Source organism: Burkholderia sp. 8Y (genome assembly GCF_902506145.1).
GTDB lineage: Bacteria > Pseudomonadota > Gammaproteobacteria > Burkholderiales > Burkholderiaceae > Caballeronia.
The window spans coordinates 38,699-53,373 of the sequence record NZ_LR733548.1 but is presented as its reverse complement, the minus strand read 5'-3'; the positions used below and the strand labels follow the sequence as shown (position 1 = coordinate 53,373).

The 14,675-nt window shown below is 63.1% G+C and carries 14 protein-coding genes; 11 read left to right on the top strand and 3 right to left on the bottom strand.

The features are described from left to right. The first annotated feature begins 46 nt into the window (after positions 1-46). The 5 genes from GV035_RS28015 (at position 47) to GV035_RS27995 (ending at position 6,190) form a co-directional block, all read left to right on the top strand. Positions 47-3,187 (top strand): response regulator, encoded by a 3,141-nt coding sequence (locus GV035_RS28015; protein WP_159839209.1) that lies wholly within the window; start codon positions 47-49, stop codon positions 3,185-3,187. Between the two features lie 16 nt (positions 3,188-3,203). Continuing rightward, the gene (locus GV035_RS28010) at positions 3,204-4,040 is read left to right on the top strand and encodes a CheR family methyltransferase (RefSeq protein ID WP_159839207.1); all 837 of its coding nucleotides are present in this window, start codon (positions 3,204-3,206) and stop codon (positions 4,038-4,040) included. A 2-nt stretch (positions 4,041-4,042) separates the two neighbouring features. Then, positions 4,043-4,642, top strand: coding sequence for a chemotaxis protein CheB (locus GV035_RS28005; RefSeq protein ID WP_159839205.1), 600 nt, complete (start codon positions 4,043-4,045; stop codon positions 4,640-4,642). Between the two features lie 38 nt (positions 4,643-4,680). Next, complete coding sequence (locus GV035_RS28000) at positions 4,681-5,820, top strand: hybrid sensor histidine kinase/response regulator (protein ID WP_159839203.1); 1,140 nt, start codon at positions 4,681-4,683, stop codon at positions 5,818-5,820. Positions 5,821-5,893: 73 nt separating this feature from the next. Beyond that, entirely contained in the window at positions 5,894-6,190 is a 297-nt protein-coding gene (locus tag GV035_RS27995) for an acylphosphatase (RefSeq protein WP_159839409.1), read from the top strand. Positions 6,191-6,201: 11 nt separating this feature from the next. Here GV035_RS27995 and egtD read toward each other — a convergent pair whose 3' ends face one another. Continuing rightward, entirely contained in the window at positions 6,202-7,170 is a 969-nt protein-coding gene (gene egtD, locus GV035_RS27990; RefSeq protein WP_159839201.1) for an L-histidine N(alpha)-methyltransferase, read from the bottom strand. Between the two features lie 296 nt (positions 7,171-7,466). On the opposite strand from egtD, the gene rarD reads away from it, so the two are divergent. Beyond that, positions 7,467-8,435: an EamA family transporter RarD gene (gene rarD / locus GV035_RS27985; RefSeq protein WP_159839199.1), complete on the top strand. Its 969-nt coding sequence runs from the start codon at positions 7,467-7,469 to the stop codon at positions 8,433-8,435. Between the two features lie 27 nt (positions 8,436-8,462). On the opposite strand, the gene GV035_RS27980 is transcribed toward rarD, so the two are convergent. Then, entirely contained in the window at positions 8,463-9,374 is a 912-nt protein-coding gene (locus GV035_RS27980) for a LysR substrate-binding domain-containing protein (protein ID WP_159839197.1), read from the bottom strand. A 212-nt stretch (positions 9,375-9,586) separates the two neighbouring features. Between GV035_RS27980 and GV035_RS27975 the strand changes: the two genes are divergently transcribed. The 5 genes from GV035_RS27975 (at position 9,587) to GV035_RS27955 (ending at position 14,364) form a co-directional block, all read left to right on the top strand. Next, on the top strand, positions 9,587-10,870 hold the full coding sequence (locus GV035_RS27975) for a hypothetical protein (protein WP_159839407.1): 1,284 nt from the start codon (positions 9,587-9,589) through the stop codon (positions 10,868-10,870). A 40-nt stretch (positions 10,871-10,910) separates the two neighbouring features. Continuing rightward, positions 10,911-11,831, top strand: coding sequence for a glutamate/aspartate ABC transporter substrate-binding protein (locus tag GV035_RS27970; RefSeq protein WP_442859615.1), 921 nt, complete (start codon positions 10,911-10,913; stop codon positions 11,829-11,831). A gap of 36 nt (positions 11,832-11,867) precedes the next feature. After that, positions 11,868-12,605 (top strand): amino acid ABC transporter permease, encoded by a 738-nt coding sequence (locus tag GV035_RS27965; RefSeq protein ID WP_159839193.1) that lies wholly within the window; start codon positions 11,868-11,870, stop codon positions 12,603-12,605. Between the two features lie 4 nt (positions 12,606-12,609). After that, positions 12,610-13,287, top strand: a complete 678-nt coding sequence (locus GV035_RS27960) for an ABC transporter permease subunit (protein ID WP_159839191.1) — start codon at positions 12,610-12,612, stop codon at positions 13,285-13,287. 126 nt (positions 13,288-13,413) lie between these two features. Beyond that, the gene (locus GV035_RS27955) at positions 13,414-14,364 is read left to right on the top strand and encodes a LysR substrate-binding domain-containing protein (protein WP_159839190.1); all 951 of its coding nucleotides are present in this window, start codon (positions 13,414-13,416) and stop codon (positions 14,362-14,364) included. A 6-nt stretch (positions 14,365-14,370) separates the two neighbouring features. On the opposite strand, the gene GV035_RS27950 is transcribed toward GV035_RS27955, so the two are convergent. Continuing rightward, positions 14,371-14,643 (bottom strand): hypothetical protein, encoded by a 273-nt coding sequence (locus GV035_RS27950; RefSeq protein ID WP_159839188.1) that lies wholly within the window; start codon positions 14,641-14,643, stop codon positions 14,371-14,373. Positions 14,644-14,675 lie beyond the last annotated feature (32 nt).

Below are 14,675 nucleotides of genomic sequence, written 5' to 3'. Positions count from 1 at the left end.
CTGCGGGGCGCGCGGCCTTCGCAAACACGGACACTACTGGTCAACGATGCCTCAAGACACTCGCAACCACGCTTTATGGATCTACTTCGCCATCGCGCTTTCGCTTGCGGTGGTGTTCGCTATCGATCTGCTGACGCCCATGCGCGTCGCGATCTGGGTGTTCTACGTGCTGCCGGTCGTGCTGTGCATGTGGATAGACCGCCCCGCCGTGCCGATGATCACCGCGGGCGCGTCGTCGGTGCTGATGATTCTCGGCTACGCGCTGTCCACGGCAGACGCCACCGCCAGTCACGACGTCCTGCAACTGAATCGCGCGATGGGCATTTTCGTGCTGCTCGTGCTCTCGGTCGTGGCGCATCTGTATATCAAATCGCGGCTTGCCGTACAACGCACCGCGTGGCTACAGGAAGGCGTCGCGCAAATGAGCCTGCAATTGCGCGGCGAACAGTCTCCGGCTTCCATCGGCGTGAGCATCCTGCGTTCGCTGATTCCGTATGTGAACGCGAAGGTCGGCGTAGTCTACGCTCTCGAAGGCGAGACGCTCGAACGCATCGCGGCGTGGGCGCTGCCCGACGAGAACGGCGCGCCGCGCCGCATCGCGCGCGGTGAGGGGCTCGTCGGGCAGGCGCTCGTCGACAAGCGCGTGCTTCAGCTTCGCGATGCCTCCGCGCATTATCTGAAGGCGGGATCGGCGCTCGGCGCGGCGGCGGCATCGCGCGTGATCGTCGCACCGCTCTTCGCCGATGGCGATGTGACCGGCGCGATCGAAGTCGGGTTCGTCGGCAACGAAGGCCGGTTCGACGACGCCCGCGTGCTGCTCGAACTGGCCGCCGAAGCGATGGGCATGGCAATGCGCTCGGCGCGGTATCGCATGCGGCTCGTCGAATTGCTGGAAGAAACGCAACGCCAGAGCGAAGAATTGCAGGTGCAGCAGGAAGAACTGCGCGTGTCGAATGAAGAACTCGAGGAGCGTGGCCGCGCGCTACAAGATTCGCAGGCGCGACTCGAACAGCAGCAGGCCGAACTCGAACAGACCAACGTGCAGCTCGAAGAGCACGCGCAGCATCTGGAGCGACAGAAGGCGGAACTGCTTCAGGCGCAGCAGGAGTTGACGGCGAATGCGCTGGAGATGGAGCGCGCGAGCCAGTACAAGTCCGAGTTCCTCGCGAACATGTCGCACGAGTTGCGCACGCCGCTCAACAGCTCGCTGATTCTCGCGAAGCTGCTTCAGGACAACAAGCACGGCAATCTGACGGACGAGCAGGTGCGCTACGCGGCGACCATTCATTCGTCCAACAGCGACTTGCTTTCGCTCATCAACGACATTCTGGATTTGTCGAAGGTCGAAGCCGGGCAGATGGACGTGCAGTTCGCGCCGACGGCAGTCGAGTCGCTGTTGCAGGCGCTCAGGCAATCGTTCGCGCCCGTCGCGGAAAGCAAGGGACTTTCGTTCGTCACCGAAATCGACGACGACGTGCCGCAGTACTTCGTCACGGACTCTCAGCGGCTGCTTCAGGTGCTCCGCAATCTGCTGTCCAACGCCTTCAAGTTCACCGAGCGCGGCAGCGTGACCGTCGCCGTGATGCGCGCGGGCGATGACGCGGTGCGCTTCGAAGTGCGCGACACGGGCATCGGCATTCCGCGCGACAAGCAGGATCTGATCTTTCAGGCGTTTCAGCAGGCGGACGGCACGACGAGCCGCAGATACGGCGGCAGCGGCCTCGGCCTTTCGATCTCGCGCGAGTTCTCGCGGCTGCTCGGCGGCTCGGTCGGTGTATCGAGCGAAGTCGGCCGGGGCAGCGTGTTCTCGGTGACGCTTCCGATTGCCGCCCATGAAGGCACCGTGACCGCGAAGCTCGACACCATCGGTCATATGAAGGAGCCGGAACCGGCTGCCGTCGAGCCGCCGCGCGCAGTCGCTCCCGCTCCCGCTCCCGCTCCCGCGCAACCGGTGCCCTCGATGCCCGAGCCGCAAGGCATTGCCGACGACCGTGCGAAACGCCAGCGGCCGGATCGCGTGATTCTCGTGATCGAAGACGATCGGCGTTTCGCGCACATCCTGTACGACCTCGCTCACGAACTCGACTTCGATTGCGTGCATGCGGCCACGGCGACGCAAGGCGTCGAACTCGCGCGTTCCATGCAGCCGAACGGCATCCTGCTCGATATCGGCCTGCCCGATCAGTCGGGACTCACGGTGCTCGAATGGCTCAAGCACGACCCGCTCACGCGCCATATCCCGATTCACATCCTGTCCGCCACCGATCACGCCGATGTCGCGCTGCATCTAGGCGCGATCGGCTACACGCTCAAGCCGAGCGCCCGCGATGAACTCGCGCAGGCCATCCGCAAGCTCGAAGCGCGTTCGTCGCAGGGCGCGCGGCGTGTGCTCGTCGTCGAAGACGACCTGGCGCTGCGGCAGAGCATCCACGCGTTGCTGGCGAGCGAGACGGTCGGCATCGTCGAAGCCGGGTCGATCTCCGAAGCACTGGAGGAGATGAAGCGCGCGCCGTTCGATTGCGTCGTGATGGACCTGGCGCTCCCCGACGGCTCGGGCTACGAGTTGCTGGAGAAGGTCTCGACGAGCAGCGCACACGCGTCGCCGCCGGTGATCGTCTATACGGGCCGGCAGATTTCGCAGGAAGAAGAACAGCGCCTGCGCCGTTATTCGAAATCGATCATCATCAAAGGGGCGAAGTCGCCCGAGCGCCTGCTCGATGAAGTCACGCTGTTCCTGCACAGCGTCGAAAGCGCGCTGCCGCCGGAGCAGCAGCGCATGCTGCGCGCGGCGCGCCAGCGCGACGACGTGTTCGAGGGCCGCACCATCCTTCTCGCGGAAGACGACGTGCGCAATATCTTCGCGCTTTCGCGCGTGATCGAGCCGCTCGGCGCGACGCTCGAGATCGCGCGCAATGGGCGCGAGGCGCTGGAGGCGCTCGCGCGCCGCGACGACATCGATCTCGTTCTGATGGACGTGATGATGCCCGAGATGGACGGTCTCACCGCAATGACCGAGATTCGCAAGCACCCGGAACACGCGCGCCTGCCGATCATCGCGCTGACGGCGAAGGCCATGCAGAGCGATCGCGAAAAATGTCTCGAGGCGGGTGCGGACGACTACATATCGAAGCCTATCGACGTGGATAAGCTCGTGTCTTTATGCCGCGTCTGGCTGCGGCAGCGATGAACCGGCATTCGACCCGATGAACGACAGCAAGCACGAGGACGACGCCACGTTCGACATCGAACTGAAGCTGATCCTCGAAGCCATCTATCTCAAGTATCAGCACGACTTCCGGCATTACGCGGTGAGTTCGCTGCGGCGCAGGCTCGCGCAGGCCGTGCAAGACCTCGAGTGCGAGACGCTTTCGCAGTTGCAGCAGCGCATCCTGCGCGAACCGGCGCTTTTCGGGCGGCTCTTTCAGTACCTTACGGTGCAGGTCAGCGAGATGTTCCGCGACCCGAGCTACTTCCGCGCGATACGCGAGCAGGTCGTGCCGATTCTCCAGACGTATCCGTCGATCAAGGTGTGGGTCGCCGGGTGCAGCAGCGGCGAAGAGCTGTGGTCGCTCGCCGTGCTGTTCGCCGAGGAAAACATCGCGGAGCGCACCGTGTTCTATGCCACTGATATCAATGCGGAAGCGTTGCGGCAGGCCGAGAGCGGCATCTATCCGCTGGAGCGCATGGCGGGCTTCAGCCAGAACTACCTCGCGGCGGGCGGCAAACGTTCGCTATCGGACTACTATCATGCGGCGTACGGGGCGGCGAAGTTCTCGCAGACGCTCAAGTCGCGCGTCGTGTTCGCGGATCACAGCCTCGCGACAGACAGCGTGTTTCTCGAAGCGCATCTCGTGTCGTGCCGCAACGTGCTGATCTATTTCGATCGCGCGTTGCAGGATCGCGCGCTCGGCCTTTTCAGCGATTCGCTCGTGCGGCGCGGCTTTCTCGGACTCGGCAGCAAGGAAAGCCTGCGTTTTTCGAAGCACACGGACCGCTTCGCGGATTTCAACGCCCGCGAGCGGCTTTATCAAAAGGTATAGCGATGAGCACCGCAGCCCTCACCGATGCCTTCGACGCCGTGGTGATCGGCGCGTCTGCGGGCGGCGTCGAGGCGCTCAATCTGCTCTTGCCCGAGTTGCCGCGCGACTTTGCGCCGCCCGTGCTGATCGTGGTTCACGTGCGGCACGGCCAGCCGAGCCTCTTGCCCGCGCTCTTCGCCGAACGCTGCCGCTTGCGCGTGGTGGAGCCGTTCGACAAGGACGAGATCGCGCCCGGCACGGCGTATTTCGCGCCGCCCGGCTATCACATGATGGTCGAGGCCGAAGGCGGCGAGCCGCCTGCAATTGCGCTGTCGGTGGACCCGCCGGTGCGCTTCTCGCGTCCGTCGGTGGACGTGTTGTTCGAATCGGCGGCGCATGCGTACGGCAAGCGGCTGCTCGGCATCGTGCTTTCCGGCGCGAACGACGACGGCGCGCGTGGCGCCCGTGCGATCCGTGACGCGGGCGGCGCGTGCTGGGCGCAGGACCCCAAGACCGCGTCGGCGACTGCGATGCCGCTCGGGGCGATCGCGCAGGGTGCGGTGCAGGACATTCTCACGCTGGACGACATGGTCGCGCGCCTTGCCGGGCGCACACGCCGATGAGCCGTCAGACAGGCAACAACGAAGCAAGGAGTCATCAGATGACGCAACCCATTCACGTGCTGATCGTCGACGACATCCGCAACAACATCACCGCGCTGGAAGCGTCGCTCGCGCGGCCGGATCTGTCGGTGCTGAAGGCGGAATCGGGTCCGGCTGCGCTCGAGCTTCTGCTCAAGCACGAAGTCGCGCTCGCCATCCTCGACGTCAACATGCCCGGCATGGATGGCTTCGAACTGGCCGAACTCATGCGCGGCAGCCCGCGCACCGCGCACGTGCCGATCATCTTCCTGACCGCCACGGCGCAGGACACGAACCGCACGTTTCGCGGCTACGAAGCGGGCGCGGTGGATTTTCTCTACAAGCCGTTCGATTCGCGCATCCTCAATTCGAAGGTCGATGTCTTCATTCAGATCGAGCGGCAAAAGCAGCAGCTTGCGACGCAGCTCGCGACCGTGCAGCAACTGCTCGATGCGAACGAAATGCTCATGGCCGTGCTCGGTCATGATCTGCGCACGCCGCTGTCGGCGGTGATCGCATCGGCGGAATATCTGGCGCGCTTCGTGAAGGACGAGAACGTCGCGAATATCGGCACGCGCATCAAGTCGAGCGGCATGCGCATGGTGCGCATGGTCGACCAGTTGCTGAACCTCGCGCGTCTGCGCGGCGGCCGCGTGACCTTGCAGCCGCGAGCGGTCGAACTCAGCACGCTTGCGAAGAACATCGTCGAGGAATACGAAGCGCGCGTCGGCAAGGGACGCATTTTCGTGCTGCGACAGGGCGACACGCTCCTGCAAGGCGACGGCGATCTGCTCTCGCAAGTGTTCTCGAATCTGATCGGCAACGCGCTGCAACACGGGCTCGAAGGCGCGTCGATCCAGGTGCGGCTCGAAGGCGGCGCGCAGGAGGTGAGCATCATCGTGCAGAACGCGGGCGAGATTCCGCCCGACCTGCTGCCGACCATCTTCGCGCCGTATCGGTCGGGGCGGCGTCAGCACGATTCGGGCGGGCTTGGTCTCGGGCTCTACATCACGCGCGAGATCGCGCAGATGCACGGCGGCGACGTGAAGGTGCGTTCGTCCGCCGAAACCGGCACGATTTTCGAAGTGACGCTGCCGCGCGTGCCGCGTCCGCATACCGGCGATCGCGCGGACATCGCGCAGCCGTTTCGCCTCGGCTGACCGCGCCGGTCCGACGCGGATCGGCGCGCGTGACTACAATGCGGCGTATGAATCAGTCACGAGGAATTGCATGATGCCCGGCCCGGATCTCGATACGAGGATCGAAACTTATTACGTGCGTGTGAAAGGCGTGGTGCAGGGCGTCGGATTTCGCCATCACACGGTGCGGCGCGCACATGCGCTCGGCGTGCGCGGGTATGTCGCGAATCTCAGTGACGGCTCGGTGGAAGCCGTCATTCAGGGCGCGGCGAATCAGGTCGACTTGATGCTCGAATGGCTGCGGCGCGGGCCGCCGCACGCCCGCGTCACGGATTTCTTCAGCGAAGAGCGTTACGTCGAAAAGCGGTACGAACGCTTCGAGCAACACTGAGCACGCACGCTCTAGCGCGCCACCAGCAGACTTTCCGCGAAGTGCCATTCGTCGTCGCGCCATTGACGCGTGCATTCGAAGCCTGCATCGACGGCAATCGGCGCGACTTCTTCGGCTGCATACTTGTGGCTGCTCTCCGTCCAGATGGTCTCGCCTTCGCGGAACTCGACGCGCAGACCGGCTTCGCGCACGCGCACGGTGAGCGCCCGTTTCGCGCGCAGATGCATTTCGATGCTGCGTGCATCCGGATTGAAACGCGCGACGTGTTCGAAGGCATCGAGCGGAAAGTCGCCGTCCAACTCGCGATTGATGCGCGCAAGCAGATTCAGATTGAACGCCGCCGTGACGCCGATGGGATCGTCGTAAGCCGCGATCAAGACCGGCAGCGGCTTGATGAGATCGGTGCCGAGCAACAGGGCGTCGCCGGGTTCGAGCATGCTGCGAATCGACTGAAGGAATTTGGTGGCCGCAAGGCGCGCGAAATTACCGATGGTGCTGCCGAGGAACAGTACGAGGAGCCGCTCGCCTTCGTTACGCCGGGCGCTCACTTCAGAGAGTCCGGCGAGATAGTCGCGTTCGTAGCCGACAATCGAAATGCGCTCGATATCGCCCAATTCGCGGCGGCACAGTTGCAAGGCCGTGCGCGAGATTTCGATCGGGTAATACGCGGTCGGCTGCTTTTTACACAGTGCTTCGAGAATGCGGCGCGTCTTGCGCCCGCTGCCGCTTCCGAGTTCCGCGACTTTCACATTGCCCGGCAGCGCGGTCACGATGTCGGCGGCGTGTGCCTTCAGCACGCGTTCTTCGGCGCGCGTCACGCCGTATTCCGGCAGCGCGGTGATGACTTCGAAGAGGGCGGAGCCGACTTCGTCATACAGATACATCGAAGGCAGTTCTTTCTGGGGCCGCTTGGACAAGCCAGCATGGACGGCTTCGGCAAAGGCGCTGGAAAAGCGGGGCGACGGTGCAGGTTGAGTCATGACGTCTCCATCGATGCGGCGTTTTCTTCGCGTGCTTGCGGGCATGAAGCACGGCGTTGGATGCGGCTGATGCAATGACGTGAGCGGCGGCTGACTGATGCGTGGCGCCGCTCGACTTCTGTCTTCCAGGTTGCCTGACGGCGTGAACGGTTTAAGACAACGCGGTGAGAAAAAGAGTTCGCTGATTCGAGCGTTCTAGCAAGAAATGCGCGCGTCAGCCGCACGAGCGGCGTTTAGAATGCGCAGTTCTCCGCTTCGTCGGCCATGCAATTACTCGGCGCCCTGCGCTTCTTTCGATGAATCAGCATGTTCTCGGACGCGGCATTGCGCTTTCCGTCGCCGCTTCCGCTTTGTTCGCGCTCATGTCGGGCTATACGAAGTGGCTTGCGCCGCTCGACGGACTCGACATTTTTGCATGGCGCATCGTCTGGACACTGCCCGGCGCGTTGTTGCTCGTGGCCCTGCGCAAACGATGGCCGCCATTATGCGCGCTCGTTGCGAAGCTCGCCAAAAACGTGCGCCTGCTGGCTGCTTTCGCCACGACTGCCGCGCTGCTCGGCGTGCAGTTATGGATCTTTCTATGGGCGCCGCTGCATGGTCGCGCGCTGGAAGTGTCGCTCGGCTACTTTTTGATGCCGCTCGTGATGGTTCTGCTCGGGCGCTTCTACTATCGCGAACCGCTGGACGCGCTGCAATGGGCCGGCGTGACTGCCGCCGCGGTCGGCGTGGCGCATGAACTGATCGCGACGCATGCATTCGCGTGGCCGACGCTCGTCGTCATGCTCGGCTATCCGCCGTATTTCATATTGCGGCGGCGCTTCAACGCGGATCCGCTAGTGGCGTTCGCCGTCGAAATGATGTTGCTCGCGCCGTTCGCGTTGATTGCGCTCGTCCTGCGCGGTTCGTTCACCGTCGTGGCGCATTCGCCGCTTTTGTCGATGGTATTGCTGCCCGGCCTTGGCGCATTGAGCACCATCGCGCTCGGCTCTTATCTTCGGGCAAGCCGCTATTTGCCGCTGGCGCTGTTCGGCATTCTGGGCTACGTCGAACCGGTGCTGCTCGTGGCTGTCGCGGTCGTCCTCCTCGGCGAGCCCATTTCAGCGAGTCAGTGGGGAACGTATGGGCCGATATGGATGGCGGTTGCGCTGACCGCTGTGCATAGCGCGCGGCTCTTCCTGCGTGAGCGCGCAATGAAAACCGCGTTGCCCGTCAGTGAGCATCACGCGGGTGTCGAACATGAAATCGGCGCGCAGCGTGTCGATTGAGCGGTTCGTCGGAGTCGCGCCCCAGCGTTATCCGCTCACGTCCGAGCCGAGCGCATGCAGATGCGCGTCGAGGGCTTCGACGAAACGGCGCGCGAGCAGAGACGGAGCCGTGTGCAAAGGCATGGCCATGCGCACGGCCACGTCGACAGACGGCATGAGCGGCCTGATCGACAACTTCCCCGCATACGTGTTGGCGACATACGGGTTCACGATGCCCACGCCGTTACCGGCCGCCACCAGTGCGCAGATCGTGATCGACGACGTCGTCTGAATGGAGAATTCGGCCGGCATGCCGTGCGCGAGCAGCAGGTTCTCGATGTCGATCGTGAGGTCGTCCATCTCGCCCAGCGAGAGCAATGGCTCCGATCGCAGCATCTCCACGCGCACCACCGATTCGGTTTCGAGCCGATGACCCGGCGGTAACACGCATACGGCGGGCGTCGTCCTGATGACGGCCGTCTCGAAGTCCTGTTCGTCGAGCTTGCCCGTGGTCAGCACGAGGTCGAAGAGATCCTGGCGCAGCAAGTCGGTCAGTTGCGTCGTGGCGAGCGTCTGAATGTTGATGTACGTCTCCGGGAACTGCGTCCTGAACGTCCGGACGACCTCCGGCAGCAGCCCGACGCCCAGCGTGGGCGTGCAGCCGATGCACAGTGCGCCCGTGCCCGACTTGCGCAACAGCGATACCACCGACTCGATCTTCTCGAGCCCGTCGAAGTGCTTCTGAACGGTCTTGTACAGCAGCTTCCCCTCGCTCGTCGGTCTCAACCTCCCATGATGCGCTTCAAACAGCTTGAGGCCCGAGCACCTTTGCAGTTCCGCGAGGCGGCGGCTGATCGAAGGCTGCGTCGTGTTGAGCATCGCCGCGGCGCCAGTGGTGGTGCCTTTCTGCATGACGGCGCGAAACGCCTGGATAAGCTGAAAGTTCAACGGTCGGGTCATGTGTTTCGCTTTCTGTCTGACGGGGATGCATAGCGCATCGCGCAACTGCGCTCGGCGTATATCGAAACTGAATAGCATCGCGACAAATTCGAATTTTATCGATTCAAAATGCAGCGATATGCTGACGTCTACTTTTCGTCAAGGGCCTTTCGCCGATGCGTTCGCTTGATGCCATTCACACCGCCGCGACGGCCGGAGCGATATCGTCCGCCATGCACGCCGTCGTTCGTCCTTGCGCGGCGAGCCGCCTCGGCGACGGCACAGCGCATCATTTCTTCGGCTACTACAACAAAACGGCATGGGACCGCACCGGGCGATATGTGCTGGCGCATCGGGCCGCAATGATGGATGCGCCTCTCGCACCGGAACTCGAAGTCGAGCTCGGCTGCTTCGACTTGCAGAACGATGGCGCTTTTCACGCCTTCGACACGACGCGCGCGTGGAACTGGCAAATGGGCTGCCAGTTGCAATGGCTGGACGGCGAGCCTGGCCGCAAGGTCATCTACAACGTGCGCGCGCACGAAGTATCCGCGCGTTTTCCGGGCTTTGGCGCGACGATCCTGGATCTCGACACGGGCGCGAAGCGAGCGTTGCCGATGCCCGTCTACGTGACCGCGCCCGATAGCCGCTACGCGCTGTGCGTCGACTACCGGCGTCTCCACGTCACGCACGAGACCATCGGCTACAGCGGGGACGGGGGACCGCTCAGCATGCTGCGCGCGCCCGCCACGGACGGGATATATCGGATGGATCTCGCGACCGGCAAGGTGACGCTCCTCGTCAGTTACGCGGCGTTGCGCCGTTTCCATTCGAAGCGATCGATGGAGCAGGCGATTCATTGGGTCAGCCACATCGAGATCAATCCGTCGTCGTCGCGCGTGTTGTTTCTGCATCGTTGGACCGAGCGCGTGGAGGACGAAACGTGCTTCCTGCATCGCCTGATCACGATGAATCCGGACGGTACCGGCATGCGTCTGCTCGAATGCTCGGACCATCCGCTTCCACAACTCGCTAACGCGTTCGATCCGAAGGCCGTCGGCACGTTCGACTATGAGAAGTCGGAGTATCAGATCTCGCATCCATTGTGGCGCGACGACTCACATATCATCGTGTGGGGTCCGCATACCGGCGAGATTCACTACCACCTCTACGAAGACAGCGACGCGGGCAACGTGACCGTGATAGGCCGCGACGTGCTCACCGAAAACGGCCACATGTCGTTCTCTCCCGTCGACTCACGCTGGCTGCTCTCCGATACCTATCCCGACGCGCAGACCGGCAAGCGCGGTCTGTTTCTCTTCGACGTTAGCGACGGCGTGCGCATCGACCTAGGCGAGTTCTACGCGACGCCCGAGCTGAGAAAGGAAAACCGCTGCGATCTGCATCCGCGATGGAGCCGCGACGGCATGGCCGTTTGCATCGACTCCGTGCACGAAGGCATGCGTCAGATGTACGTGGTCGACGTCTCGCCCATTACGGGCGCGTGCGGCCCATAGCAGCGGCGCGAGCCGCACGCAACCTTCCATGGAGACGAGCATGAAACGACTCTCTACGCTGCACGCCGTCACGCGCATGGCGGCCGGCATCTTGACGCTGGCATGGATGGCGACCGCGTCGGCGGCCGAGCCGGCGCTCACCGGCACGCTCGAGAAGATACGGAGTGAACACGCCGTCACCATCGGTTATCGCGATGCGTCGATTCCGCTGTCCTACTACGATGCGCAGCAAAAGCCGATTGGCTACTCGATCGACTTCGCCAACCTGATTGTCGAACGCATCAAGTCTCAACTGAGGCTCGCGGAACTGACGGTGCATATGATTCCGATCACGTCGCAGAACCGCATCACACTGCTGCAGAACGGCACGATCGACTTCGAATGCACGAGCACCACGAACAATGCCGAGCGCGCGCAGCAGGTCACGTTTTCGAACAGCTTCCTCGTGATCGGCACGCGCCTGCTCGTCAAAAAGTCCGCAGGTATCAGGGACTTCGCCGATCTCGGCGGCAAGACCGTCGTCGTCGGGGCGGGCACGACGTCGGAGAAAATATTGCGCAGATTGAACGCCGAGAAGTCGATGGACATGCATATCATCAGCGCGAAAGATCATTCGGAATCCTTTCTTATGTTGTCGACGGGCCGCGCAAAAGCCATGATGATGGACGATGCCTTGCTCGCCGGCGAGCGCGCCAAGTCGCCGCATTCCGACGACTACGAGATCGTCGGCACGGCTCAGTCGTACGAGGTCTACGGATGCATGCTGCGCAGGAACGATGCGCCGATGAAGGCCGTGATGGACGCAGCCATCGCCGACGCTCAAAGGTCCGGACTCGCCGCCCGAATCTATACGCGCTGGTTCATGCAGCCGATTCCGCCCAGGCAGATCAATCTCGGCTTTCAGATGTCGCCGCGCGTGCAGGCGCTGTTTGCGCAGCCGAGCGACAAGCCGGCCTCCTGAGCCGCGCACGAGCGTCGCGCAAGCGCAAACGGAACAATGGATTACTCGTGGAATTGGCGCGTGCTGTTCAAGCCCGTTGCGACGGGCGAACCGCACATCTATCTGGACTGGCTGATCTCGGGCCTGCTCAACACGGTCGTGCTGACGGTGCTCGCGTTCTTGCTGGCGATGGCAATCGGCGTGGCCTTCGGAATCATGCGCACGTGGCCCAATCGCGCTGCACGAGCGGCCGCCGCGATCTACGTGTCGGTCTTTCGCGGCGTGCCGCTGATCGTGCAGTTTTTCATCTGGTTCTTTGCGCTGCCGGAGTGGCTGCCGGCCCCGCTCGGCGACTGGCTCAAGGCACTGTCGCCGAATGTGCAGTTCCTGAGTGCATCGGTGCTCACGCTCGGCGTCTACACCGGTTCCCGCATCTGCGAGCAGGTGCGTGCGGGATTGATGGCGCGCCCGCGCGGACAGCTTCACGCCGCGCTCGCGCTGGGACTCACGCGTGCGCAGGCGTATCGGCATGTTCTGCTGCCCATGACGTTACGCACGATCGCCGGGCCACTGACGTCGGAGTTGCTGATCATCTCGAAGAACTCGGCGGTGGCATCGACAATCGGTCTGCTCGAATTGTCGGGACAGGCGCGGCAACTCGTCGATTACACCGCACAGCCGTATGAGTCGTTCATCTGCGTGACGCTCGCGTACATGGCGCTGAACGTCGTGATCTTGTGCGGCATGGGCCGGCTGCGTCGGCGCAAGAGCGTGCCTGGATGCGTGGAGAATTAACCGTATGTTCGACATGGATTGGCAGGCCGTACACGCCGCCAGATCGGTTCTGCTCGAAGGCATGGGCGTCACGCTGCAAATCACCGTGGTGGCCATTCTGTGCGGCCTTGCGTGGGGCACCGTGCTGGCGGTGCTGAGTCTGTCGCCGATCCGGCTGTTGAAGACAGGCGCGCACGTCTATGTCGCGCTCCTGCGCTCGATACCGCTCGTGATGCTGCTGCTGTGGTTCTTCCTGATCGTGCCTCAGTTCCTGAAGGCGCTATTCGCTCTGCCGCCGGGCGTGGACGTGCGGCTGATCTCGGCGATGGTCGCCTACTCGCTGCTCGAGGGCGCCTTCTTCTGCGAGATCATCCGTGCCGGGATCGCCAGTTTGCCGCGCGGCCAGATGTACGCCGCCCAGGCGCTCGGCATGACGCCCGCACAATCCATGCGCCATGTGATCCTGCCACAGGCGTTTCGCGCGATGACGCCCGTTGCGCTGACGCAATGCATCGTGATCTTTCAGGACACGTCGCTCGTGTATGTGATCGCGCTCGGCGATTTCTTCCGGCGCACGACAGCCATCGGCGAACGCGACGGCACGCTCATTCCGATGCTGCTCTTCGCGGGCGCGACGTATTGGCTTGTCAGCACGACATTGATCGCAATGACTCGCCTGCTTCAGGCAAGGCTTGCGCGGTGATCGATTGCGGTATTGACCGAGGCCGGGACGCCTTCCCGAGCGTCCTGTGTTCAAAGGCGCTATCCGGCGATTCGCCGTGGACGCTTAAGCAAACCGTCACGGCGCAATGCCGGACTTTGGAAAGACATGAAGATCCACCAGCTTCGCGCGCTTGTCGCTGTCGCCGATACAGGCAGCGTGCGTGGCGCCGCGCGCTTGCTCCATGCGTCGCCGGCGGCCATCACGCAGAGCCTGCAACAGATCGAGGGCAATCTCAGGCTTCAACTCGTCGCGCGGACGCCGTCGGGTGTCACGCTCACATCGGACGGGCGGACGCTGCTCGAACACGCGCGCCTGATCGTTGGTCAGATCGCGCGCGCGCATCAGGCTGTCGACACGATGCGCGGCGAAGCGCGCGGGCGGCTTTCGATCGCGGTGACGGCGTGGGTGGCGATGACGTTGCTGCCCGAAGCCGTGCTGCGGTTTCGGCAGATCATGCCGGATGTGCAGTTGGAGTTTTTCGAAGGATTGCTCGCGATCGCGAATCCTCGCCTGCGCGACGGTAGTCTCGACATCCACATCGGGCGTCAGACGCCCGGCGACACTGCGTCGGAATTCGCATTCAAGCCGCTCTTTCTCACGACGCTCGCGGTCGTCGCACGGCAAGGTCATCCTCGCGCGGAAAGCCGGGCGCTTGCCGATTTACTCGATGTGGACTGGCTCGTCGCACTCGATCCGGAGACCGAAGGGCTCGCGCCGTACACGATGTTCGAGAAGCACGGTTTGCCCGCGCCACGCAGTGTCCATTTCCTGCATTCGCTGACGGTTGCCGTCTCGTTGCTGCAAAGAACGGATATGGTCAGCATCTTTCCGTGGCCGCTCGTCGAACGCTGCCCGCCGCACGAATCGCTCTGCGCGATTCCTCTGCGCGAGCAACTCGATGACTCGATCGTCGGCGTGATCACGCGGCCGGGACAGCCGCGCAGCGCGGCGGTCGAGTGCTTTGTCAATTGCCTCATCGACACCATCCGCGATCCGGCGTGGAAGAGCACGCCGGAGATACGGAAGGCGATGAACTCCGTCGATGTGCTGATCTAGCGCGCTTCACCGAAGCGGTTGCAGCGCAGTCCATCGAGTCCAGCCGGTCTCGCTATTCGGCTTGGCGACGCGGAATGCCCGCGAGCCGTCGCCAAAAATAAGCGACTCGGTATGGCAGGCGTTCGTATCGGGAATGCCGCGGGTTCCGACGTAGCCGAGTTCATGCTTGAACTGTAGATTGCCTTCCCGCAGCAGGCCGAGATAAGACTGAAATTCTTCGTCGCTTGGTTCATTAGCACAACGATTCAAGAGCGTCGCGACGAACTCTGCATCAAACATGGTTTCCTCCCGATGTGTGCCATCTGCGCTGG

Coding starts and splice junctions, on each gene's coding strand:
- GV035_RS28015 (WP_159839209.1), top strand. CDS start 47: ATGCCTCAAGACACTCGCAACCACGCTTTATGGATCTACTTCGCCATC.
- GV035_RS28010 (WP_159839207.1), top strand. CDS start 3,204: ATGAACGACAGCAAGCACGAGGACGACGCCACGTTCGACATCGAACTG.
- GV035_RS28005 (WP_159839205.1), top strand. CDS start 4,043: ATGAGCACCGCAGCCCTCACCGATGCCTTCGACGCCGTGGTGATCGGC.
- GV035_RS28000 (WP_159839203.1), top strand. CDS start 4,681: ATGACGCAACCCATTCACGTGCTGATCGTCGACGACATCCGCAACAAC.
- GV035_RS27995 (WP_159839409.1), top strand. CDS start 5,894: ATGCCCGGCCCGGATCTCGATACGAGGATCGAAACTTATTACGTGCGT.
- egtD (WP_159839201.1), bottom strand. CDS start 7,170: ATGACTCAACCTGCACCGTCGCCCCGCTTTTCCAGCGCCTTTGCCGAA.
- rarD (WP_159839199.1), top strand. CDS start 7,467: ATGAATCAGCATGTTCTCGGACGCGGCATTGCGCTTTCCGTCGCCGCT.
- GV035_RS27980 (WP_159839197.1), bottom strand. CDS start 9,374: ATGACCCGACCGTTGAACTTTCAGCTTATCCAGGCGTTTCGCGCCGTC.
- GV035_RS27975 (WP_159839407.1), top strand. CDS start 9,587: ATGCACGCCGTCGTTCGTCCTTGCGCGGCGAGCCGCCTCGGCGACGGC.
- GV035_RS27970 (WP_442859615.1), top strand. CDS start 10,911: ATGAAACGACTCTCTACGCTGCACGCCGTCACGCGCATGGCGGCCGGC.
- GV035_RS27965 (WP_159839193.1), top strand. CDS start 11,868: ATGGATTACTCGTGGAATTGGCGCGTGCTGTTCAAGCCCGTTGCGACG.
- GV035_RS27960 (WP_159839191.1), top strand. CDS start 12,610: ATGTTCGACATGGATTGGCAGGCCGTACACGCCGCCAGATCGGTTCTG.
- GV035_RS27955 (WP_159839190.1), top strand. CDS start 13,414: ATGAAGATCCACCAGCTTCGCGCGCTTGTCGCTGTCGCCGATACAGGC.
- GV035_RS27950 (WP_159839188.1), bottom strand. CDS start 14,643: ATGTTTGATGCAGAGTTCGTCGCGACGCTCTTGAATCGTTGTGCTAAT.